Source organism: Microbispora sp. NPDC046933 (genome assembly GCF_040644635.1).
In the GTDB taxonomy this organism is placed as follows: domain Bacteria; phylum Actinomycetota; class Actinomycetes; order Streptosporangiales; family Streptosporangiaceae; genus Microbispora.
Window position 1 is genome coordinate 151,975 of record NZ_JBEYWW010000018.1, and the last position, 23,545, is coordinate 175,519.

Below are 23,545 nucleotides of genomic sequence, written 5' to 3' on the forward strand. Positions count from 1 at the left end.
CTTCTCGCTAGGCCGCTTCCGCAGCGTCGCGAAGGGCAAGCCCTGCCCTGAGAATGTTCTTGGCCGCGTTCACGTCGGCGTGCGCCTCGTGGCCACACGCCTGGCATCGGAACCGGGCTTGGGTGACGCGGTTGTCCTTCGCGCAGTGCCCGCAGCGGGCGCAGGTGCGGGAGGTGTTGCGGGGATCAACCGCGATCAGCTCGCGACCGGCGCTTTCAGCCTTGTGCGCGAGCACACGCAGGAACACCCCCCAACCCGCGTCCAGGATGCTCCGGTTCAGCCCGGACTTGGCCGCGACGTTCCGCCCAGGCTGGGCGATCGTGCCGGCGGCCGAGCGGGTCATGTTCGCAATCCGCAGGTCCTCATGCACGATCACGTCATAGCCGCGAACCAGGGTCAGCGCCGCCTTGTGCGCGGTATCACGACGTTGACGGCGGACCTTCGCATACAGCGCCGCCACCCTCGCCACCGCCTTACGGCGACGCCTGGACCCCCGCTTCTTCCGGGTGAGAGCCCGCTGGGCCGCCGCCAGACGTCCCGCGGACGCCTTCAGGTGGCGCGGGTTGGCCAGGGGGTCCCCGTCGCTGGTGGTGACCAGCGACGCCACGCCCATGTCGATACCGGCCACCGCGCCGGTCGCGGGCAGCGGCTGCGCGGGGACGTCATCACACGACAGGATCACATACCAGCGGTTGCCTTCACGCTTCACGCTGATCGTCTTCACCCTGCCCTGCACCGGGCGGTGCTGATGCACCCGAACGTGCCCGATGCCCTGCAACCGGACGTAGGTCGTGGCCGGGTGCTCGGGCTGACAGTCCCACCGGCAACCGTCCCCATCCCTGGGCCAGGTCACGGTGTCGAACCAGCCGCGCCCCTTGAAACGCGGGAAACCCGGTGTACGGCCCTCACGGAGGCGGGTGAAGAACGAACCGAATGCCTTGTCCAACCGGCGCAAGGTGGCCTGCTGGGAGGAGAACGACCACCGGCCCTGACCGGCGGGGTCATCGGCCCGGATGCCCTTCAACTCCCCAGACTGGTCCCCGTAGCGAATCGTGACGCCAGCCTTGCGGTAGGCCGTCCGCCGGTGCTCAAGGGCGGCGTTGTAAAGCTGCCGGTGATCCTCAAGGCAGGCGGCGAGCGAGGCGGCCTGCTTGCCGGTGGGGCGCAGCAGAAATTTGAACGACCGGCGCACACCCACCCCCACCTTCATTCCTACGTTCAGTAACCAGACCACCACGCTACCGGAAGGCGCCGACAAAACCCGGAGGCAAGAAGCACGGAATCACCGGTCAGCCAAAGCAGACCACAGATCAGCTCCTCAAGGCCGGCCTTCACCCGGCCACCCAGAACGGGACGGCGGCACCTTCGGACACCACACCACGTGGTACCCGAGGTCATACGCCGCACTGGGGGAGGCGCGCACCTGACCAGTCACACGATCACCACGAAAGCACCGCCCCTCCAATCCACCAGGGAAAGGAACCCGCGATGAGCCCGGAGAGAAAACCAGCCAGGGACGGCATTCCCCCCATCGCCTGAAGACGACGGTCCCCTACCGAGCTTCTGATGGGACCGCGAGGATCGGATCATGTCCCGCTTTTCTGGGAGAGAATATGGTCTTGTCCCGTCGTGCTGCCGATCTGCGTCAGCGCCGACGAACGAGGAGGAGCCAGATGAGCAAGCTCGATGAGAACGCCGTATCTCTGCTGAAGGAACCGGTCCACGCCTGGGTCACGACCATCCGCCCCGACGGATCGCTGCACAACACCGTCGTGTGGGTCGACTACGACGGAGACGAAGTGATCTTCAACACCGCCGTGGGGCGGGCGAAGGAGCGGCACCTGCGCGACAACCCGCGGGTGTCGGTCAGCGTGCTCGACCCGGGGAACGCCTTCCGCTTCGTCAGCGTCTCGGGCACGGCGAAGCTGGAGCTCGAAGGCGCCGACGCCGCCATCGACGGCCTGGCGAAGAAGTATCTCGGGGTGGACACCTACCCCTACCGGCAGCCGGGAGAGCAGCGCATCACCGTGCGCGTCGTTCCCGAGAAGGTCATCTCCAGCGCCGGCCGCTGACGGGGCGTTCGCCGGGCGAGCACGCGTAGCCGCCCGGCACGCCTTCCCCGCACGCCCTCACCGGCCCCTGGCCCGGCGCTCCGACGTCCGCACGAGCGTCTGCGCCGGCGTCTACACCAAAGCGATGCGACCAGGGCGATTCAATCTCGAACCACGCTCTCTCGCCGAAAAAGGCTCTATGCTTTCAACCTGCCACCGCAGGTTGGAAAGTGCTCAATATCCGCTATATCATCGTCACCCTGCGCGACCCGTACGAGCACTCTCTGAACTCCACGCAGAAATCCTTCCATATCGCTGCTTTTAAATATTGTGGTGTCGACCATCATGTTGATTGACCCGTTCATGTCGAACACCATATAGAACTTGGCCCAGTCGTGGTCCCGTGCATCGACGACCTCATATCGCGACGTCGTCTCGAGTTCCTCAAGCGGAAGATCATCAATGTCCGCCGTACGCTCGCGCCCGGTTGCCGCCTGGGACACGATGTTCAGGGAGGCTGCCAGATCGAGTTCTGAATCCCGCTCCGCCGCCATCCTTTCACATAACTTCGCGATGTCCTCGGGGGAGCATCTCGCATGTGTGTAAGCACGCGTGGCTTCCCGATTCAATGCCATCACCGTCTTCTTGAAAGAGGTAGGGTCTGTGTCGATCCGAAGCGGCACTTCCTGAGAATATTGGGCAACCACGCAGGCGGCCTCGGGAGTGAAGCGGTTAGCCGAATGAACCAGGATGCTGAACGAGTTCTTCCCGGTATAGTGGGCGAGCCCGACGGATACGGCAGCAAGAGCGACAGACGCTCTCGTGACCTTGAATCTCCTGGAGATGCCGGCCAAGGCTGCCGGAATCGCAGGGGCGACCAGCCTTCCGACCCAATAGCGAGGAGACTCGGCTCGAAATTCAATGCCCGCGAAAAAGGGGGAGAACCTCTCAAGCTCGTAAGACCAGTGACGTAGAGATCGTCGGGAAACGGCCAATCCGCTGTTCGAAGTCTCAAGGGCGGCCTGCTGGAGAGCCTGCCATTCCGCGGGATGCAGGGTAGGCCATTGATACAGGCGATCGATCAGCAGGCCGAGCCCGTGGGCATCCGTCGCCATGTGTGAGAGCGCCAGGACAACGAACAGCGGTCTTCCTCGGGACGAGACGATGCCGACTCGGATCGGCAACTCGTGCTCGACTTCGAACCGAACACCCGTCAGTTGCTCCAGCATCTCCCTGGCCACGCCGTTCGGATCTTCCGTCGAAGAATCCTTGATCACGGCCACCAACTGTCCGGTGCCCAGAACAAGTTGCATCCGCTCGCCACCCGCTGAGCCTCTATAAATCGTGCGCAGAGAGTCGTGGCATTCGATCAGTCGCTGTATCGCCCGAAGCACGTCCGGCAGACCAGTGCCTTCGGGCACGTTCAAGATGACCCCAAGATTGAGTCCGGCGTCGTCTGGAGACCGTTTCCGAACAAGGTTCCACATGTATTCCTGTCCCCATGTCATGGGACCCGCGCCAGATCGGAGAGTAGAGAACCGGATTTCGGCTGTCGCGATGTTCATATTTGATCCATGGATTCAGGGCGAGCGGCGAGAAGGCGTGTGGGCCGAACGATTTGGTGGTCAAACATCAGCCCGGAATTTGTGCGCAGACAACTGGAAAACAGGGTACAGCTAGCATTTGCGAGCGGGCGACGTCAAGCCGTGAAGTGAATTTTTCGCCCTGATGCCGCGCGCCAAGGACGGCTCGTGGAGAACTCTCTGGAGAAGGCGAAGAGCGCTCGGCAGGGCGGTAGCCGATGAACGCCCGATGACCCCGATCTGCACCCCAGAGCGCTGTTTTACCCCGCCATCACCTCACCTGTCCACCGCCGCATCCTGTTCCAGTTGCGCACGGCAGTGATGGATGCTCTGAGCGACGCGGCCCTTCCGGAAGGTGGCGTCTGCGGCATGCCGGCAGGCCTTAGGTACGCCCACTCCGTGGCGCCGATGTTAACGATCTCACGGGATGGCGAGCAGGGGCGGTGTCGCCGAAGTCGACGTCGCTGCCACCTGGGCAGATCCCACTTCCATCCTCCAGAAAATTTGGGCACAGACGGATACATAGGCATATAACACCCCTCTCGTGGCCGTTTGGCTACACATGGAGCCTCTTGACAGCCGCAATTGGCATCGTTAACACTCAATCCGTCCCGATCTGCGATCATCACTGTGATATCGATAACAAGGGGAGTGCCATACCATCGATTTGACCTTTGGGGGAAGGCCGTTACACGAATCTGTCGCTGTTCAGTGACATGTCGTGACTCGATGGGGCGACGTGTGGGACGGGGAGGGCCGACGCTGGGCCGCGGGCGATGTTCCGCCCGCATCCGTCGCTGCGTGTGAGCAGGACGGAACCGGCTCGACATGTCGCTCGACGCACGATCCCGATCTCTGGCCGGGCCGAGGTTGAACGCTCCTGGCGAGATTCGGGATGAGATTCTCCGCTGACGGGGCAACCTTGATCCCGGCCCGTGCTCAAACGGTATTTGTCGTGGCTACCCATGCAGATAGGAATGAGTCCGTGTCCACGCTCTACCTGTTCGATGGAATTGGTCTGGACAACGAGAGACTTCTGACCAAGCTACGTGCCCTATGCTTCCGACCCCAAAATTCCGCCTATTTCGATGTCCTGTGCCGAGCACTGGAACAGACGCTTGACTACGTGGGGCCCGACGTCTGCCGCCAGGTCCTGCCAGAGGGTCTGCCGTTGAGAAGCTGGTTGCGCGGCGGAACTCCCGCCGCGCCGATCGGACGGGCAAACTCTATTCTGGGGGGGATATTCGGCATCGCATACCAGCTATGTCATCTCCAGCCGGCCGCCCCGGCGGTGCTGACCGTCGAAAAGCCGGTGGGGGCTCTCGGCCACAGTCTCGGCCTACACTCCGCCGTGGTGGCCGGCTTGCACCTGCGGAGAACCGACGAATATTTCGCACAGTGCGCGGCTTCGCTCAAGCTCGTCGCTCTGTGTCTCATTCGAGCACATCAGGTCGCCGGCGAACAATCAGATCAAGCATCGACGGTGAGATTCACCGACTGGCGCGATGGCCAGAGACCGCCCTCGGCCATGGCTTCGGTGAGTGGCGTCAGCACCTCTGATCTTCTGCTGCTGATGAACTGTCCGGAGCAAGAAGCACCTGGCGGGCACGCGTCGTCCGGAGTGAGCCTCAGCCTGATCAACTCCAATCGATTCCACGTTCTCAGCGGTCGCCCCGCCGCATTGATGGCGTTATACAGCCGCATTGAGCAGCAGCTTCGGGCAGCGGGTGGCGTTTGGTCGTTTCTTCCCAGCACGGCCCCCTTCCATAGTTCGATCCTGGAGCCGGCATTCATTCAGGTGCGTCAGGACCGTAACTTCATCGGTTTCGAGTCCCGTAGCGATCAGCTTAGATTCCCAGTCTTTGGCACAAATGGGCGGAGCAACCTCCAGGACTCACACGATCTGCTTGACGAGATCGCGCGTATGTCCATGGTCCAGCTCCTCGACTGGCCCACAGCGGTGGACTTCGCCGTCTCCACCGCCTCTCCCACGCAGGTGATGGACGTGGGCCCGGGTCCTGGTGCTCGCGCGTTCACCAGGCACTGCCTGCGGGGTCACCCGCGTCACCTTCGCTACCGGTCAGCGGAGCATCTCCAGAGATCCGTCTAGAAAGGAATGCCATGCGGTGTCTCTTGTTTCCTGGGCAAGGAGTCCAGCGAAGGGGGATGGGCGGGGACGTATTCGAGGAGTTCCAAGAACTCACGGCGGCCGCAGACGAGATCCTGGGCTACTCGATTGAAGAACTCTGCCTGCGTGACGAACGGCGGCGACTGCGCGACACCAGATACGTCCAGCCTGCCGTCTTTTTCGTCAACGCCTTACACGCCCTCCGGCATCTCGCTCGACATGACGAGCCTTACGAGTATTTCGCCGGACACAGTCTGGGCGAGTACAACGCACTCGCCGCAGCCGGCTGCCTGGATGTCCTCGAAGGCCTTGCGCTCGTCAAGAAGCGCGCAGAATTGATGGCAAATGTCACAGGAGGCGGGATGGCCGCGGTTATCGGACTTCCCGCGCAAGTCATCGAGCGGGTTATCCAGGAAACGGGGCAGACTGACGTGCACGTCGCCAACTACAATTCCGACAGGCAGACCACCATTGCGGGAGACCGCAAGCAACTCGCGAAAGCCACCAGTGCGCTGGCCACTTTCCCCGGCGTCCGAGTGGTTCCGATCAACGTGAGCGGCCCCTTTCATTCACCGCTCATGGAACCCGCAGCCGCGGCGTTTTCCGACTATCTGCGGAATCACATGTTCAAGCCCGGAAATGGGATCGTCGTATCCAGTGTGACAGGTGAGCCGTTTCCCCAACACTGCGGGGCAGGCCTCCTGAGCCGCCAACTCACCGGCCCTGTGCAATGGGTGCGGGCGATCCGCTTTCTGCGAACGGCGGGCGTCGCTCAGTTCGTTGAGATCAACGGGACCACGCTGACGTCCATGATCGAAGGGATCAGTTGACATCATGTCATCGGACATCGCCATCGTCGGCATTGCAGTCAAGGCTCCCGGCGCCCAGGATGTAGCCGGCTACTGGGACGTCATTCGAACGGGCAGGAGTCTGAGTCGGCCGTTCCCGGCGGAGCGGCGCGCCGCTGTCGAGGAATTCGTCCGATACACTCGCGAAACCGCTACCGAGCCTGTTCTCGACCCTGACGTCGAGTTCTATGACGGCTACTTCCTCGACAGCGTTGACGAGTTCGATTACGCCTTCTTCGGTATGAATCCGAAACAAGCCAGCGCTATGGAGCCTCATCAGCGACTGGCGCTGCGGACCATGTACCTGGCCCTGGAGCATGCGGGGTACGGGGGCCAGCGGGTGCGGGGCAGCCGGACCGGCGTTTTCGTTGGATATGCGTCCAACCCGGGCTCTACCTACCTTGAGTACTTGCTCCGAATCGATCCCAGCCTTGCGCAAGTCGCGCTCACCGGCAATGTGCCGACGATGATGGCCAACAGGCTGTCCCACTTCCTGGACCTGAGAGGACCCAGTGTCGTGGTGGACAGCGCGTGTTCGGCCTCCCTGGTGGCCGTGCACCAGGCCAAGAACGCCCTTCTGCTCGGTGATTGCGACCTTGCCGTAGTCGGTGGTGCCAGGATCGCGTTCGCCCCGGTCCGGCACCCGCACGCCACGATCGGCATCGAAGCGCCTGACGGGGTCACCCGGACCTTCGACGCGTCCGCCGATGGAACCGGCCTGGGCGAGGGCTCAGGAGCGGTCGTCCTGAAACGACTCGACGAAGCGGTGTCGGACGGGGACAGGATCTACGCCGTCATCAAGGGCAGCGCTGTCAACCACGACGGCAACACCGATGGGATCACCAACCCCGACGCGGACTCCCAGGCGGCGCTCATGCTCGCCGCGTGGCGTGACGCGGGGATCGACCCGCGCACGATCACCTACATTGAGGCGCACGGCACGGGCACCCGCGTCGGAGACCCCATTGAGTTCGAGGCAATACGGCGCGCATTCAGCCGGCACACCAGCGATACGGGGTTCTGCGCGATCGGCACCGTGAAGGCGAACATCGGGCACCTTTTCGAATGCTCCGGCGTGGTGGGACTGATCAAAGCCGTGCTCATGCTGCATCACCGCGTCATTCCACCCCAGGTCAACTTCACGACACCGAATCCGAAACTCGACCTGGAGACAGGACCAGCCTTCATTCCCACCACGCCTCGTGCGTGGATCGTTGACCGCCACCCACGTCGCTGTGGTGTCAGCGCTTTCGGGTTGGGCGGCACGAACGCACACGTGATCCTCGAAGAATACGTCCAGCCGGAGATCAACAGGACGGTGCCTGAGGGCCCATTCCTCTTCACTCTGAGCGCGGCGACGAAGAAGTCCCTCACGCGTATCGTGGATCAGTACCTCCGGCTTATCGACCAGGGCCGTCTTCTCGACGACGCACTCGCCGACATCTGCTTCACGACGAACGTCTCGCGTAGTGGTCACCGTCATCGGCTGGCGCTCATCGTGCACAGTGTCTCGGATCTCCGCCGGCAGTTGACGGACGGGCCCGAGCAGTTTCCTGAACATGAACTGGCCGAAGTGGCCCAGGCTTATCTCTCCGGTGAAGAGCCTGATTGGTCTCGGCTGTACGAAGGGCAGAGCCGGACCATCGTCGATCTCCCCGGGTATGTCTTCGACGAAAGTCGCTCGTTCATCGGCTTCCCCGCCGATTGGCGCTTCCGGATCTCTCTCGAGGGGGCGCCCGTGGAGCAGCATCCCGTCACGCATGGGATCGAGTTCCAGCCGACGAGCCCTGCTCTGCCCTCCGATACGCCGGTCAAGGCGCTGGTGCTCGTGGGCGCGGGCACGCGGGCAGAGGACCTCATCGCCGGCCTGGGTCTGGCGGAGGTGAATTTCGCCCGGTTCGACGAGCCAGGTCGTGATGGGAAGGCCTGGTCGTCCGGCGACCCGGCATCCTACGAACGCGTCGCCCAGATAGTCGTGGAGGGCGGATACACCCATGTTGTCCATGCCCTGGCCTTCGAGGAAGAGGCGGCGCAGGAAATCGGAGAGCTCGACCGCCGCCTCCGCAAGAATCTGTACGGTCTTTTCCTGCTGTCGAAAGCGCTGATGGCCGCAGGTGCGAAGACGAGTCTCGTCGTGGTCACCCATGAGGCGCTCGCCGTGCAGCAGGGGGCACGCCCGGTCGTCGTCGAGAACGCCTCACTCGTGGGATTCGGCAAAGTCATTACGCGGGAGTATCCCTACATCAGGGCCAAGCATGTCGATATCGACAGGGAGGTGCCGGCATCCCTTCTCGCGGCAGAGCTTCAAAGTCCTGAGTACGGCCTGTTCGTCCTCCGAGGCCGCGAGCGGCTCCGTGAAACGTTCGTGGAGGTTCACGATCTCGCCCCGGACAGCGCGGCCGATTATCTGAAGCCCAGGGGGACGTACCTCATCACCGGTGGAACCGGCGCGCTGGGACTGGCGGTGGCCCGCGCGTTCGCCGACCGGCAGCGTGACATCACCCTGATCCTTCTCAGCCGCTCGGGAGCGCCGTCGCCCGAGATGTGGCCGGCTGTGCTGGCCGAAGGGAATGATCCCAAGCTCGTCACACGCGTCCGGGCGCTGACCGACCTCGCCGCCTTGGGGGCGAGGGTCGAGGTGCGCTCCTGTGATGTCGGCGATCCCGATGCGCTGGCCGACGCGTTAGCCGATGTCCAGCGAACCTATGGACGCGTGGACGGCATCGTCCACGCGGCAGGCATACCGGGTCGGAACACGATCATGTTCCGCGGCCTGGAGGACTTCGAGGCCGTCATCCGGCCCAAGGTCCACGCCGCCTTCGTTCTCGACCAGCTGACACGTGACGATCGACCCGACTTCATCGTTCACTTCTCATCGGTAGCCGCCGTGTTCCCGGCGCCTGGGCAAGGCGACTACGCCGCGGCCAATTACTATTTGGACAACCTCGCGTGCGCCACCACCGGCGATGAATGCCGTGTGCGTGCCCTGGACTGGGTCGCCTGGAAGGAAATCGGCATGGCGGCCGACTTCGGAACCAACGGCGACACGACGTTCAAGGCACTTCCAACGGCCCAGGCCCTGGCTGTCCTGGACGCGAGCCTGAAGTCCGCGCGAACGCGTGTCTTCGCCGGCGAGGTGCACTACAGGGGCGAACTCGTTCATCTGCTCCGATCTTTCGACATCACGCTCGACCCCGGGATCACAGCCAAGGTCGACTCCGCGGTGCTCGCAGCCGAGGAGCGGCGCCAGCGGAGCGCAGCACGCGTCAAGCAAGCGATAAGTGAGGTTCAGGTAGATGTCACCGGCCGTCCTGACGGGCAATACACGCTGCTCGAACGCCAAGTGGCCCAATGCATGGCGCGTGCTCTCGGATTTCCCGGCATAGGCGTCGACGACGACTTCTTCGACATGGGCGGGGACTCCATCATGGCTGCTTCCCTTGCCGGCGACATCTCAACCTATTTGAACGTGCAGTATGACGTGGCGGACCTGATCTCCGATCGAACCATCTCCGAGATCGCGTACAACATCGAGTCGATGATCGATTCGATGTCGGTCCTCGAGGCATAGTCCGCGAGCCTGGACAAGAGGGGTGGGCGGGTTATGGGCACAATGACCAGGGGGCCGGTTCTCCGGGGAATCATCGGATTCGCCGTGCCGCTGACACTGGCGAACGCACTCCAGCAAGGCTATCTGCTGGTGGACAGTCTCCTCGTGGGAAGGTACGTGGGGACGCAAGCGCTCGCCGCCGTGGGCGCGACGCAACCTGTTTTCTATCTGATGAACGCGATGTTCATCGGGGTCAGCATGGCCTTCACCATACGACTCGCCCACCTCACGGGCGCGGAGCGATCTGGCGAGGTGCGCTCCGTCGCCCGAGCACTCCTCCTTTTCACTGTGGTCTGGTCGGCCGGATGCCTGGTCTTCGCCATGGCCGGCGCGGGCCTGCTGTTCTCCGCGATGGGCATCCAGAATCCCGTCGCGGGTGAAGCCGAGCGCTATTTCCAATTTCTCTCACTGGGATTCCCGGCAGTCTTCGGGATCGCCGCGATCAGCGCTTACCTGAGAGGCCTGGGAGATTCCAGGGGAGCGTTCTGGATCCTTGGCCTGAGCAGCGTCCTGAATGTCGGGCTGGCCTGGTTGCTCGTCGGTCCCGCCGATATGGGGCTTCGGGGAGTGGCCCTTGCCACGGCCGCCAGTGCGTCCATGGCCGGAGCGGGCGGCATCGTCTATGCCAGGCGGCGCCATGCCCTCGCACTTCCAGCGGAAGGCAGCAGTCCGCGAAGGGAACTGACAGCAGCACTGCGGCTGGGAATGCCGCTCGCCACCCAGCACGTCGCACTGTCCCTGGGGATCATGGTCCTTGTCTGGGTGATCCAGCCCTTCGGGCCGTCGGCCCTGGCAGCCTTCACCGTGGTGGGCCGTATCGAGCTGTTCACCTCGATGGCCTTCCTCGACCTCTCGGGAGCGCTCGCCGCCTTCGTCGCGCAGAACCTGGGGGCGGAGCAGCACGAACGGATCACACGCGCGCTACGGAAGCTTGTGGTCCTCGGGCTGGCACTCTCCATTCTCGTGTCCCTGGTTTTACTCCTGGGCAGAACCGGGATTGCGGCGATTTTCAGCGATGATGCGCTGGTCCGGCAGCTCATCGAGCGCTATATCGTGATTACGTATCCATTCTTCGCCCTGTACGCGATCATGGTAATCGTGCATGGTTGCCTGAACGGCTATCAGCGGACCACAGTCCCCCTGGTGTGTACGATCGTGGCGTTCGTTCTCGTCCAGGTTCCGGTTGCTTATCTCCTCAGCGGGCCCTTCGGCATCAGCGGTGTCATGTCGGCTGCCGTCATCGGCTGGGCAGTAGGCCTGGCTTACTCACTTGTGGCGGCTCGCAGGCATTTCATCCTCTCGGCACCGCCGTCCCTGGGCTTCTGAGTTGATGCCGCTTTCCTCCCACCGGCAGCCGGTCCGGCTCCGGCGTCTCGAACCGCTCACACGGCGGCGCGCAGGTAGGTGAGCACGGCGAGCACCCGGCGGTGGTCGTCGGCGGCCGGAGGCAGGTCGAGCTTGGCCAGGATGCTCGCGATGTGCTTGGCGACGGCCGCCTCTGAGACGAACAGCGCGCGGGCGATCGCGGCGTTCGACCGTCCCTCCGCGACGAGGGCGAGCACCTCGCGCTCGCGCGGCGTGAGCCGGGCCAGCGGGTCGCGGCGCCCGCGCAGCAGCTGCCGGACGACCTCGGCGTCGATCACCGTGCCGCCGCCCGCGACCGTCGTCACCGCGTCGGCGAACTGCGCGACGTCGCCGATCCGGTCCTTCAGCAGGTAGCCGACGCCGCCCCCACCGAAGGAGCGGGTCTGGTCGAGCAGTTCGGCGGCGTAGGTCTGCTCGACGTACTGGCTGAGCACCAGCACCGCGAGGGCCGGCCGCGCCGCCCGCAGCTCCAGCACGGCCCGCAGGCCCTCGTCGCTGAAGCCGGGCGGCATGCGCACGTCGGCGACCACGACGTCGGGGTCCTGCGCGGCGACGGCGGCGATCAGCGCGGGGGCGTCGCCGACGGCCGCGACGACGCTGTGCCCGAACCGTTCCAGCAGGCCGGCGAGGCCCTCCCGGAGCAACACCGAGTCTTCGGCGATCACCACGCGCACGGGATCTCCGCCCTGACCGTGGTCGGGCCGCCGTACGGGCTCTCGACGGTGAGCGTGCCTCCGACAGCCGCCACCCGGTCGGCGAGCCCGGTCAGGCCGGTGCCGCGCGCCGGGTCCGCTCCCCCGCGCCCGTCGTCGGCGATCTCCAGCACGAGCCTCCCCCCGCGCAGCCGCCCGCGTACCGCACAGGAGCCGGCCCCGCTGTGCTTGGCCACGTTCGCCAGCGCCTCGCAGGCGACGTAGTAGGCCGCCGCCTCCACCCGCTCGGGCAGCCGCCGGTCCAGCGCGACGTCCACCCGCGCGGGCACCGGCGACCTCCCGGCCACGTCGCGTACGGCGGCGGGCAGCCCACGATCGGCGAGCACCTGCGGATGGACGCCGCGGATCAGCTCGCGCAACTCCGCGAGCGCCTGCCCGGCCAGCTCGCGCGCCTCGTCCAGTTTCAGGGCCGCGGGCGAGCCGGGCGGAAGGTCGAGCCCGGCCAGGCCGAGCTTCATCGACAGCGCGACGAGCCGCTGCTGCGCGCCGTCGTGCAGGTCGCGCTCGATGCGGCGGCGCTCGGCCTCGAAGGCGTCCACCAGCCGCGCCCGGGACCGCGCGATCTCCCGCGTCTCGGCCTCCTGCGGGACGAGCATCGCCCGCGCCATCGCCGCGCGGGCGCCCGCCCAGGCACTGATCGTGTACGCCGCGACGGGCACCAGCAGCAGCCCGACCGCCGAGCCGACGAAGGTCTCCCCCAGCATGGCCTCGCCCTCGGGAGCGGTCGGCTGCACGACCGGGGAGAGGATCAGCACCACCGGCCCGGCGATCGCGGCCGCCGCCACCAGCAGGTCGACCCACCAGAGCGCGACCAGCGCCACGAGGGCGTGCCCCGCCTCCCGCCACCCCGGCCACCAGCCGTCCGGCAGTCCGCGTACGGGCTGCCGGTCCGCGAGGCGCAGCCGCCACCGTTCGAACCGGGCCACGGGCGGCAGCAGCACGGCGGCCACCAGGAGAGACACCGGTGCGGCCGCCGGGCCGCCCACCGCACGGGCGGGCACCAGCACGGCGGCGAACGCGAGGCCGGGGACGACCCCGGCCAGCAGGTACGCCAGAGACCTCCACGGCCAGGCCGAGGCCAGGAAGCGCTGGGGCGGCCCGCCGAGCGCGTCCAGCGCGGTCCGGGGCACAAGGGTTACGGGGGCGGGGGCGAGGAGTGGGGCGGCCACGGCACCGACGCTAACCGCTGGGCGCGCCGGTGTCGGTAGTGCTGGGGATACCCCTGGTTCTCGCCCCAGTGCCAGTGCCTCGCGGGCCCGCCGCCGGTTGGCTCAGCGACATGACACGAACCGGCATGACACAGACCGGCATCACCCAATCAACCGGGCAGGCGGTCCTGCTCGACACGGTCCGCGTGGTGTACGGCACCGGGCCCGGCGCGGTGACCGCTCTCGACGGCGTGACCCTCGGCTTCGGCCAGGGGACCTTCACCGCCGTGATGGGGCCCTCGGGCTCCGGCAAGTCCACACTGCTGCACTGCGCCGCCGGGCTCGACCGGCCGACGTCCGGCACCGTGCTGGTCGGCGGCACCGACCTCGGCCCGCTGAACGAGAAGGCGCTCACCCTGCTGCGCCGGGAACGGATCGGCTTCGTCTTCCAGGAGTACAACCTGGTCGACGCGCTCACCGCCGAGGAGAACGTGGCGCTCCCCCTGCGCCTGGCCGGGCGCCGCCCCGGGCCTGACGAGGTGCGTGACGCGCTCGCCGAGGTCGGCCTGGACCGGCGGGCCGGGCACCGGCCCGCCGAGCTCTCCGGCGGAGAGCGGCAGCGGGTGGCGATCGCCCGCACGCTGATCACCCGGTCAAGGAGCACCGAGCCCGCCGTGCTCTTCGCCGACGAGCCGACCGGCGCGCTCGACAGCGCCGCGTCCCGCGTGGTCATGGACCTCCTCCGCGCGCTCGTCGACGCCCACGGGCAGACCGTCGTCATGGTCACGCACGACCCCGCCGCCGCGGCGTACGCGGACCGGGTCGTGCTGCTGGCCGACGGCCGGCTCGCCGGGGAGCTGGGCCGGTCGAGCGCCGCCGAGATCGCCGCCCGCATGGCCCTTCTGGAGGAGGCGTGCTGAGCCTGTCTCTGCTCCGTTCTCTGCTCTGTCCTCTCCTCCGGGGCCGGTGGACCGGGCTCGCGGGCACCTTCGTCGCGCTCTGCCTCGGCGCCGCGGTCCTCACCGCGAGCGCGCTGCTGCTGACGTCCGCGGGCCCGCGGGTGCCCACCCGATACGCCGCCGCGCCGCTGCTCGTACGCACCCCTGGCGTGCCGGGGGACGAGAACGCCTTCGCCGAGAACCGGCCCTGGTCCCCGGAGACGGCAGAGGCGCTGGTGCGCGCGCTGACGTCGGTGCCCGGCGTCGCGGCGGCCGTTCCCGACCGCGCCTTCTACGCCCAGGCCGTCGTCCGGGGCAGGCCGGCCGGCGGGCACGAGGCACGGGGCTGGAGCACCGCGGCGCTGGCGCCGCACCGGCTGGTGGCGGGCAGGCCGCCGGTTCACGCCGGAGAAGTGGTGCTCGACCACACGCTCGGGCTCACGCCGGGCTCGCCCGTCACCGTGCTGACGGCGCGTGGCCCGGTGCCCTACACGGTCAGCGGACTCACCGACGGCCCCGGGCCGTACGTCTCGGACGGTGAGGCCGCGCGCCTCGGGGGTGGGGTCCGCGTCATCGGCCTGCTCACCCGGCCGGGGGCCGAACCGTCCGCCGTACGGGCGGCGGCCGAGCGTGCCGTACGCGGTGTCGTCGGCGGGTCCGCGCGGGTGCTCGCCGGACCGGACCGTGCGGCGGCCGAGCCCGCCGCCGACGCGCGGACCCGATGGATCGGCATGCAGGTGCTCACCGCGATGGCGCTGCTCGGCGGGTTCGTGTCGGTGTTCGTGGTGGCCTCCACGTTCGCGTTCCGGGTCACCCAGCGGCGCCGGGAGTTCGGCCTGCTGCGGGCGGTCGGCGCGACCCCGCGCCAGGTGCGGCTGGTCGTGTACGGCGAGGCGCTCGCCGTGGGAGCCGTCGCCGCCGCGGCGGGGGCGCTGCTGGGCGCGGCCGTCGCGCCCGCCGTGGGCGGGGTGCTCGTCACGGCGGGCTTCGAGCCCGAGTCGTTCGGCGTGCGGTTCGCCCCGCTGCCCGTGGCCGGAGCGGTCGCGGCCGGGATCGCGGCGGGCCTGCTCGGCGCGTGGTCGGCCTCGGGCCGGGCCGCCCGGGTCCGCCCGCTGGAGGCCCTTCGCGACCACGCGGCGGGCGGCACGCCGATGACCCGCGTGCGGTGGATCGCGGGCGTGGTGTCGGTCGCGGGCGGCCTGGCCCTGGCGGTGGCGAGCGGGTCCGCCCGGGAGGACGCCCTGGTGAACGACGTCCTGCTCGCCGCGATGGCGCTGATCGCCGGGCTCACCCTGCTCGCGCCGGTCGTCCTCCCGCCGCTCCTGCGTGTCCTCGCATGGCCGGTCTCCCGGTCGGCCGTGGGCATGCTGGCCGGGCGGAGCGCGATGACGGCCGTGCGGCGCACCGCCGCCACGGCGGCCCCGGTGCTGCTGACGGTGGGCTTCGCCGTGCTCGTCACCGGCATGGTGCGCACGACCGCCGCGGCGTACACGGCGGGGCGGGCGGCGGGCACCCCCGCGGCGTCGGTGCTCGTGCCCGACGGCGCCCCCGGCCTGTCGGACGCGGCGCTCGCGGCGGCGTCGGCTTCCACGCAGATCACGGCCCCCCTGCCCACCACCGTCTACGGCGACCGGCCGCTCGCCGCGCTCGGCGGCGATCGGCTCACCGGGGGCGAGGCGGCGGTCGCGGAGTGGGTCGCCCGGGAGCACGGCTGGCGGAAGGGCGACGTCGTGCCCCTCACCTTCGAGGACGGCCGGGCCGTGCGCCTGCGGATCGCGGCGGTCCTGCCCGGCGCGCCCGCGGAGGTGCTGCTCGCCCGGGACACGGTCCGGGCGCACGACCCGTCGGCGCTGACCCCCGAGGCGTACGTGTCCCGGCCGGCCGGGATGGTCTTCCCCGGGGCGAAGACGGTGAGCGTCGCCGACCGCGCGGCCGGTGACCAGGCGGAGGAGGACCGGCTCGTCTGGCTGTTCACGCTCCTGCTGGTCGGGGTCTCGGCCGGTTACTCGGGTCTGGCGATCGTCAACACGCAGGTCATGGCGGCGTCGGCGCGCGCACGCGAGTTCGCGGTCCTGCGCCTGTCCGGCGCGACGCGGCGGCAGGTGACCGCGGCGGCCGCGGCCGAGGCGGCGCTCGTCACCGGCATCGGCACCGTGCTCGGCCTCGCCGTGGCCGTCCCCGCGCTGCTCGGAATGCGCGCCGGGCTGGCGCAGACGTCCGGCGCGGCCGTTCCCCTGGTCGTCCCCTGGCCGACGGTCGCGGCCGTCGTCGCCGCCTGTCTCGTTTTCGCGGCCGGAGCCGCCACGATTTTCACAGGAGAAACTTCTTCCCCTTCCAAAAATGCGTCATCCAGGCTCCCTACCAGCACAAATGCTTGATCAGGCAAAGGAAGGGTCAACACTTCGCCTTGTTATCGCAAGGGTTGCGGTCCGACGTGTTCAGGCGGCCCGGTTTCCGGATAGCCCTTATTAACATTTTTTTCCTGAGCATTGCATTACGGACACGGATGGAGGGGTCATGGCGGGCCGGCACATGCCTTTCTTTTTACGCCCGCGCTCGATCCAGGCGCGGACCGCCCTGATGAGCGCGGTCCTCTCCCTCGTCGTCCTCACGGTGATCGGGTTCGGCCTGGACATCGCCGTCCGGAACCGGATCCACAGCCATCTCTTCATGGACACCCAGCGGGTGGCCACCGACTGGATCGCCTCGATGGGCCCCAACGGCATCCCCGAGCCGCCGGCCACGCACGAGGACCTGGTGCAGCTCGTCGACTCCCGGAACCGGGTGATCACCGCCAGCCGGGCGGCGAGCGGCCGGGCCCCGCTGACCTCTCCCTTCCCCACGGGCCAGGACCGCCTGCAGTACCGGATCGAGTGCCCGGACGAGGGCCGATGCGTCGTGCTCACCGCCGTACGGGTCCTGCCGGTGCAGTCCCGGCTGTTCTGGGACGGCGAGCCGCACGCCGTGTACGCGGGCAGGACCGAGCCCGGTCTCCTGGCCACGCGGCGGCTGGAACTCTTCATCGTGATCGGAGTGCTGCTGATGACCGCCGGATGGACCTGGGCGAGCTGGCGCGCCGCGGGCCGCACGCTGCGCCCGGTCAGGGAGATTCGCGAGAGGGTGACCGAGATCAGCGTGCGCGACCTGAGCCTGCGCGTCCCCCAGCCGCCCGGGCGCGACGAGATCGCCGAGCTCGCGCGGGCCTCCAACAACTTTCTCGAACGCCTCGACTCCTCCGTGCGCCAGCAGCGGCACTTCGCCTCGATGGTCTCCCACGAGCTGCGGACCCCGCTCGCCGGGCTGCGCACGCAACTGGAGGAGGCCCTGCTCTACCGCGAGGAGACCGATCCGTACGAGACGATCCGGACGGCGGTGCGGACCACCGAGCGCTGCCAGGCGATCATCGACGAGATGCTCACGGTCGCCCGCGTCCGCACGGCCGCGACGGCCGAGCCCGAGCCGGTCGACCTCGGGGTCCTCGCTCGGGAGGAGGCCGCCGCCCGCACGGACGGCGTGCCGGTGCACGTCGAGGTCGAGGACGAGGTGACCGTCCTCGGCAACCGGGTCCAGCTGTGCGGCGTGCTGACCAACCTGCTGGTCAACGCCCAGCGCCACGCGCACAGCAGGGTCGACGTCACGGTCGGGCGGGCCGGGGACGAGGCGGTCGTCACCGTGCTCGACGACGGCGACGGCATCGCGCCGGAGGACCGCGAGCGGGTCTTCGAGCCGTTCGTCCGTCTGAAGGACGGGCGCCGCCGCGACCCCAAGGGCACCGGGCTGGGCCTCGCCCTGTGCCGCATCACGGCGGACGCGCACCACGGGACGCTGCGGGTCGAGGACTCCCCGCGCGGCGCCCGCTTCGTCCTGCGCCTGCCGCTGCCCGCGGGCTCCTCGCTCGCGGGCAGCGCACCGCGGCTCAGCCGGTGACGCTCGGCCGCCCGTTCTCGATGTGGCCCATCAGGCGGCGGTTGAAGGACGGGTCGTCCGCACAGGAGATCTGGATGTCGTACCAGCCCCTGGCCCGGCGGGCGGGCCAGGGCAGGTGCCGCCGCGCGCCCGGCCGCAGCACGACCTCCGTCTCCCTGTCGTCGTAGGCCAGCGCGCGGACGTGCAGGCGCACCTCCCGGCGGCCGTTGTTGGCGATCTCGATGTCCAGCCGCAGCGCCTCGCCGTGGACGGCGCTCGACACCTCGACCCCGGCCGCACCGCCCGCGAGCGAGCCGCCGAACTCGCGGCGGAAGCCGTTCGGGCCCGTGAGCACCAGGTCGTAGTGGTCACCCGGCACCTGGACCAGCCTGGTGGCCGAGCCGCGCACGTCCAGGTGGAGCGGCGCGGGCAGCTCCCCGGCGTACGGGTAGAGCGCGAGGTGCACGCTCTGCGCGCCGTCGTTGGCGACCGTCAGCCGCAGCGTCTGCCCCCTGAGCACGGCCGAGGCGTCCGGCTGGTACGGCAGGGGCCGCGCCGGGCGCACGCCCTCCTCCTGCACCGGCATGCGCTGGTCGGCCGGCGGGGAGGGCCGCCAGCGGCCGGTAAACGCCGGCACCGGGCCCGGATGCGCGGGGGTGGGCCGGGGACCGGCAGAGGTGAAGTCGAACGCGGAAGTGAGGTCGCCGGAGACGGTGCGCCGCCAGGCGGAGATGTCGGGGAAGCGCACCCCCAGCCAGGTCTCCAGGAAGCGGACCGTGGAGGAATGGTCGAAGATCTGGGAGCAGACGTGCCCGCCGATCGTCCACGGCGAGACCACGATCATCGGCACCCGGATGCCGAGGCCGATCGGCTTGCCGTCGTAGAACTCGTCGGCCTGCTCGGCCGGGGGCCGCGGCGGCGGCACGTGGTCGAAGAAGCCGTCGTTCTCGTCGTAGGTGATGAACAGCGCCGTCGAGCGCCACACCTCGGGGTTCGACGCGATCGCGTCGAGGATGTCGTAGGTGATCTGCGCGCTCTGGATCGGCGAGGACGCGCTGGGGTGCTCGGAGTCGGCCGCCGACGGGACGAGATAGCTGACCTCGGGCAGCCGCCCGGCCTCGATGTCGGCGCGGAACTCGGCGGCGAGCGTGTCGGGCCGCAGGCGGCGCAGCGCCCGGTCGTACAGCGAGCGCTCCTTCGGCGTCAGCGCCGCCACCCCCTCCTCCAGCCGCGCCAGCATCTGCTCCCGCTGCGCCTCCGGCGCCCGGAACAGCGCGGAGTAGAAGGAGTCCATGCTGAGGTGGTCGCCGCGCAGCGCCTTGCGCGCGATCCGGCGGAACTCGGCGAAGAACTCGAGGTTGTTGTCCTCGTAGTTGTCCCACTCCTGGTAGACCTTCCAGGAGCGCCCGGCGGCCTCCAGGATCTCCCCGGCGTTCGCCCAGGTGTAGCCGGCGTGGGAGTCCTCGTTGTAGGCGGAGTTGTCGATCGCCCGCTTCGTCGTCCCCGGCTCGTAGCCCGTGTGCCCGCTCACGTGGTAGTTCCGGTTGGGGCTGGTGGACGACAGCACCGAGCAGAAGTAGTGGTCGCAGATCGTGAAGGTGTCGGCCAGCTCGTACTGCAGGGGGACGTCCTCACGCCGGTAGTACGTCATGGTGGCCGGGCTCTTGGCCGCGATCCAGCCGTTGTGCCAGCCGTCCGCCGCGGCCGCCTGCCCGTCGCTCCAGCCGTGCGCGAGCGCCGAGATCCACTGCAGGTCCCTGCCCACCAGGTCGGCGGCCTCGCGCACCGGGAACGGCAGCACCCGGCCCGCGCCGTCCGGCTGCTCGAACACCGGCCTGCCGTCGGGCAGCCTGACGGCGTTGCGGTCGCCGTAGCCGCGCACGCCCCGCAGACTGCCGAAGTAGTGGTCGAACGACCGGTTCTCCTGCATGAGGAAGACGACGTGCTTGATCGCGGACAGGCCTCCGCGCGGCACCGGCATGGCCATCGCCCGGTGCACCGAGGCAGGCAGCAGCGACGTGGCGGCGGCGCCGGCGCCGGCGGCGAGGAACCCGCGGCGGGACAGACCCTGGGACATCGTGGTCCTTTCTCCGTGGCCACCCGAGTGCGGTGACCGTAGCGAGGCGATCTCAGCCCCTCGCGGTGGCAGGACGACGACATCCTCCGGCCTGTCCGGTTAACCGTTGGCGAACCTCCCGGCGGACGCGAGCACCGCGGCCAGGGTCAGCGCGAAGTCGCCCGAGCTGTCGGTGTACCAGCGGCAGACCGCGAACCCGGCACGGGACAGCTCGTCGAGCACGCCCTCCCTGCGGAACTTGGCGCTGATCTCCGTGCGCATCTGCTCGCCCTCGGCGAAGACGACCGTGAGGCCGAGCGCCCTGATCGGGACCTCCATGGGGCGGGTCGCCCGCAGCCGCATCTCGATCCAGTCGTTGTCCTCGTCGTACAGGGCGACGTGCTCGAACGCCTCCGGCTCGAAGCCGGCGTCCAGCTCCCGGTTGAGCACGTGCAGCACGTTCCGGTTGAAGGCGGCCGTGACACCCTGCGGGTCGTCGTACGCCGCGACCAGCCGTCCCCTGTCCTTCACCAGGTCGGTGCCGAGCAACAGGGTGTCCCCGGGCCGCAGCGTGGCCCGCAGTTCCTTGAGGAAGACCTCCCGCGCGGCGGGCGGGAGGTTGCCGATCGTGCCGCCGAGGAACGCCACCAGCCGCCTGCCGGTCCTCGGCAGCAGCGCCAGGTGGTGCTCGAAGTCGGCACGCACCGGCCGCACGTCCAGGCCGGGATAGCGTACGGCGAGCCGCTCCGCCGCGGCCTCCAGCGTGACGGCGTCCACGTCGACCGGCGTGTAGCCCCGCAGCGTGCCCGCGTTGGCCAGCGCGTCGAGCAGCAGCACGGTCTTCTCGCTGGTGCCCGAGCCCAGCTCGACGAGCGTGTCGGCGCGGCTGAGCCCCGCGACGTCGACGGCGCGGCGGCGCAGGATCTCCAGCTCCCGCCGGGTGGGGTAGTACTCCGCCAGCCGGGTGATCCGCGAGAACAGCTCGCTGCCCGCGGCGTCGTAGAACCACTTGGGGGGCAGCCACTTGGGCGACGAGGTGAGCCCGGCGCGTACGTCGTTCTCCAGAGCCTGGCGCAGGTAGTCGCCGCCGAGATGATCGGTAACCATGGTCGCCTCTCAATCGATGGGTGTCACCGAAACGCCGTCGGGGGACGCGAGCAGCAGGCTCCGGTCGGGCACGGCCCGCCAGCCCGGCCGGTCGTCCAGCGGCTCGCTCGCGACGAGCACCCCCTCCTCCAGGTGCGTGAACAACGTGTCGCCCCACGCGACGGCGGCCATGTGGGAACCTCCCGTGACGAGCAGGTTGAGCCGGGCCTCCGGGTCCGCCTCGGCGGACCCGCGGACGACGGCGGGCAGGACGTCGGCGAGCGGCAGGCCGTCCCGCAACCGGGTGAACACGGCCGCGGCGAGCCACGCCGAGTCGCACACGCTCTCCGCGTCGGCCGCGAGGGGCCGGACGGCCTCGCGCCTGACCCGGCCGTTGTGGCTGAGCAGCCAGGGCCCGTCGGCGAACGGCGCGGTGGCCGTCTCCTCGATCGGCATACCGACCGTGGCCGACCGCACGGCCGCCAGCAGGCAGGTCGAGCGGGCCGCCGCGGCGAGGCCGGGCATGTTGGCGTCCGCCCAGATCGGCACCGTGCGGCGGTAGCGCACGGGCCGGGAGCCGTCGTACCAGCCGAAGCCGAACCCGTCGGCGTTCACCCTGCCGTACTTCTGCAGGCGCGGCGCGTACGACTGGCGCAGCAGGCCGTGTTCGGGGTCGCTGATGAGCGCGGTCAGGGACCGCTCCGGGCCCAGCCACGCCGCGTGGCGGCACATGGCCTCACTCCTCGGAACGGGCGCAGCGGAACCCGGCGAAGATCTGCCGCCGGATCGGGTAGTCCCAGTTGCGGAAGGTCGTGCGGACGGCGGAGGAATGGGTGGCCCACGACCCGCCGCGCAGCACCCGGTAGGTCTCCCCGAAGAAGACCTTGCTGTACTCCTCGTACGGGAAGCACCGGTAGCCGGGATACGGCTGGAACCAGGAGTCCGTCCACTCCCACACGTCGCCGATGAGCTGCTCCACGCCGTAGGGGCTCGCGCCGTCCGGGAACGCCCCGGCGGGCGCGGGCCGGGCCGCGCGGTGGCCGAGGTTTGCCCAGCGCCCGAGGTGGCCGGGATCGGCCTCGCCCCAGGGGTACGTGCGGCCTCCGCACGCCTTCTCCCACTCGGCCTCGGTCGGCAGGCGCTTGCCCGCCCACCGGGCGTACGCGTCGGCCTCGTACCACGAGACGTGCTGCACCGGCTCGTCCGGCGGCACGGGCTCCTCCCGGCCGAACCGGACCCGCCACCAGGTGTCGCCGTCGCGCGTCCAGAACAGCGGGGCCTCCACGCCGTTCCGCTCGGCCCACTCCCAGCCCTGCGGCAACCACCAGCGCGGGTCGCGGTAGCCGCCGTCCTCGACGAACCGCAGGTACGCCCCGTTGGTGACCGGATGGCGGTCGATCCAGTAGCCCGGCAGGTACAGCCGGTGGGCCGGCCGCTCGTTGTCGTACGCCCAGGCCAGAGTGTCGGTGCCCATCGTGAAGACCCCGGCGGGGATGTGGACCTCGGGCTCGGCGGCGGGCCTGCCGGGCGGCAGCTCCCCGTCGCGGACCAGGCCGGGCCGGCGGGACAGCTGGAGCGTGGCGAGCATGGTCTCGTCGTGCTGGTGCTCGTGCTGCAGCACCAGCCCGAAGACGTAGCCGCCGGACCGCAGCGGATCGGGGTCGGTCAGGTCCACCTGGTCGAGGACGTCGAGCACCCGGCCGCGCACGCCGGAGATGTACTTCCTGGCCTCGGCCGGGCCGAGCAGCGGGAGCGCGGGCCTGTCCTTGCGCGGATACCTGAACGCGTCGTAGAGATGGTCGATCTCCGGGCGCAGCGGCTCGATGCCGCCCACCTCGCGCAGCACCCACAGCTCCTCGTAGTTGCCGACGTGCGCGAGGTCCCAGACCAGCGGCGACATCAGGGGCGAGTGCTGGCGCACCAGCATGTCGTCGTCGGCGTCGGTGTAGGCGAGCGACCGCTCGCGTACGGCCGCGAGCTCGGCCGCGATCCGCTCCTTCAGGCCGGTCGGGCCGGCGTTGCCCAGGACGGCGTCGAGATCGGTCACCGAGACCTCCGGAGGAAGCCCGGTCCTTCAGGGCCGGGAGGAATCTGGACTCCGCACGGGGTGGCC

At 68.9% G+C, this 23,545-nt stretch carries 16 protein-coding genes; 8 read left to right on the forward strand and 8 right to left on the reverse strand.

Features of this window, described 5'->3' with window-relative positions:
- Positions 1 to 7 precede the first annotated feature (7 nt).
- Positions 8 to 1,234 carry a transposase gene (locus ABZ857_RS24255; protein WP_357046440.1) on the reverse strand — a complete coding sequence of 409 codons (1,227 nt, stop codon included), beginning with the start codon at positions 1,232 to 1,234 and terminating at the stop codon, positions 8 to 10.
- Between the two features lie 439 nt (positions 1,235 to 1,673).
- On the opposite strand from ABZ857_RS24255, the gene ABZ857_RS24260 reads away from it, so the two are divergent.
- Complete coding sequence (locus ABZ857_RS24260; RefSeq protein ID WP_357046442.1) at positions 1,674 to 2,072, forward strand: PPOX class F420-dependent oxidoreductase; 399 nt, start codon at positions 1,674 to 1,676, stop codon at positions 2,070 to 2,072.
- A gap of 176 nt (positions 2,073 to 2,248) precedes the next feature.
- Here the strand turns inward: ABZ857_RS24260 and ABZ857_RS24265 are convergent, their stop codons facing one another.
- Positions 2,249 to 3,616, reverse strand: coding sequence for a condensation domain-containing protein (locus tag ABZ857_RS24265; protein WP_357046444.1), 1,368 nt, complete (start codon positions 3,614 to 3,616; stop codon positions 2,249 to 2,251).
- A 1,003-nt stretch (positions 3,617 to 4,619) separates the two neighbouring features.
- Here ABZ857_RS24265 and ABZ857_RS24270 point away from each other — a divergent pair.
- From ABZ857_RS24270 to ABZ857_RS24285, 4 genes are all read left to right on the forward strand, one after another.
- Entirely contained in the window at positions 4,620 to 5,744 is a 1,125-nt protein-coding gene (locus ABZ857_RS24270; RefSeq protein WP_357046446.1) for a hypothetical protein, read from the forward strand.
- 11 nt (positions 5,745 to 5,755) lie between these two features.
- On the forward strand, positions 5,756 to 6,592 hold the full coding sequence (locus ABZ857_RS24275; protein WP_357046448.1) for an ACP S-malonyltransferase: 837 nt from the start codon (positions 5,756 to 5,758) through the stop codon (positions 6,590 to 6,592).
- A 4-nt stretch (positions 6,593 to 6,596) separates the two neighbouring features.
- Positions 6,597 to 10,181: an SDR family NAD(P)-dependent oxidoreductase gene (locus ABZ857_RS24280; RefSeq protein ID WP_357046450.1), complete on the forward strand. Its 3,585-nt coding sequence runs from the start codon at positions 6,597 to 6,599 to the stop codon at positions 10,179 to 10,181.
- An 84-nt stretch (positions 10,182 to 10,265) separates the two neighbouring features.
- The gene (locus ABZ857_RS24285) at positions 10,266 to 11,546 is read left to right on the forward strand and encodes an MATE family efflux transporter (RefSeq protein WP_357046451.1); all 1,281 of its coding nucleotides are present in this window, start codon (positions 10,266 to 10,268) and stop codon (positions 11,544 to 11,546) included.
- A gap of 56 nt (positions 11,547 to 11,602) precedes the next feature.
- On the opposite strand, the gene ABZ857_RS24290 is transcribed toward ABZ857_RS24285, so the two are convergent.
- Both ABZ857_RS24290 and ABZ857_RS24295 read right to left on the reverse strand, forming a co-directional pair.
- Positions 11,603 to 12,259, reverse strand: coding sequence for a response regulator transcription factor (locus ABZ857_RS24290; RefSeq protein WP_357046453.1), 657 nt, complete (start codon positions 12,257 to 12,259; stop codon positions 11,603 to 11,605).
- A complete protein-coding gene (locus tag ABZ857_RS24295) occupies positions 12,247 to 13,467 on the reverse strand; it encodes a sensor histidine kinase (RefSeq protein WP_357046455.1) in 1,221 nt (406 codons plus the stop codon). The genes ABZ857_RS24290 and ABZ857_RS24295 overlap by 13 nt, the downstream gene beginning before the upstream one ends.
- 110 nt (positions 13,468 to 13,577) lie before the next feature.
- On the opposite strand from ABZ857_RS24295, the gene ABZ857_RS24300 reads away from it, so the two are divergent.
- From ABZ857_RS24300 to ABZ857_RS24310, 3 genes are all read left to right on the forward strand, one after another.
- Entirely contained in the window at positions 13,578 to 14,366 is a 789-nt protein-coding gene (locus ABZ857_RS24300) for an ABC transporter ATP-binding protein (protein WP_357046457.1), read from the forward strand.
- Positions 14,360 to 16,762 carry an ABC transporter permease gene (locus tag ABZ857_RS24305; RefSeq protein WP_357046459.1) on the forward strand — a complete coding sequence of 801 codons (2,403 nt, stop codon included), beginning with the start codon at positions 14,360 to 14,362 and terminating at the stop codon, positions 16,760 to 16,762. The genes ABZ857_RS24300 and ABZ857_RS24305 overlap by 7 nt, the downstream gene beginning before the upstream one ends.
- 202 nt (positions 16,763 to 16,964) lie before the next feature.
- A complete protein-coding gene (locus tag ABZ857_RS24310) occupies positions 16,965 to 18,311 on the forward strand; it encodes a HAMP domain-containing sensor histidine kinase (RefSeq protein ID WP_357046461.1) in 1,347 nt (448 codons plus the stop codon).
- Here the strand turns inward: ABZ857_RS24310 and ABZ857_RS24315 are convergent.
- The 4 genes from ABZ857_RS24315 to egtB form a co-directional block, all read right to left on the reverse strand.
- Positions 18,301 to 20,367: a phosphocholine-specific phospholipase C gene (locus tag ABZ857_RS24315; RefSeq protein ID WP_357046463.1), complete on the reverse strand. Its 2,067-nt coding sequence runs from the start codon at positions 20,365 to 20,367 to the stop codon at positions 18,301 to 18,303. The genes ABZ857_RS24310 and ABZ857_RS24315 overlap by 11 nt on opposite strands.
- Positions 20,368 to 20,466: 99 nt before the next feature.
- Complete coding sequence (gene egtD, locus ABZ857_RS24320; protein WP_357046465.1) at positions 20,467 to 21,453, reverse strand: L-histidine N(alpha)-methyltransferase; 987 nt, start codon at positions 21,451 to 21,453, stop codon at positions 20,467 to 20,469.
- Between the two features lie 9 nt (positions 21,454 to 21,462).
- Complete coding sequence (gene egtC, locus ABZ857_RS24325; protein WP_357046466.1) at positions 21,463 to 22,164, reverse strand: ergothioneine biosynthesis protein EgtC; 702 nt, start codon at positions 22,162 to 22,164, stop codon at positions 21,463 to 21,465.
- Between the two features lie 4 nt (positions 22,165 to 22,168).
- Positions 22,169 to 23,479, reverse strand: coding sequence for an ergothioneine biosynthesis protein EgtB (gene egtB / locus ABZ857_RS24330; RefSeq protein ID WP_357046468.1), 1,311 nt, complete (start codon positions 23,477 to 23,479; stop codon positions 22,169 to 22,171).
- Positions 23,480 to 23,545: the final 66 nt, after the last annotated feature.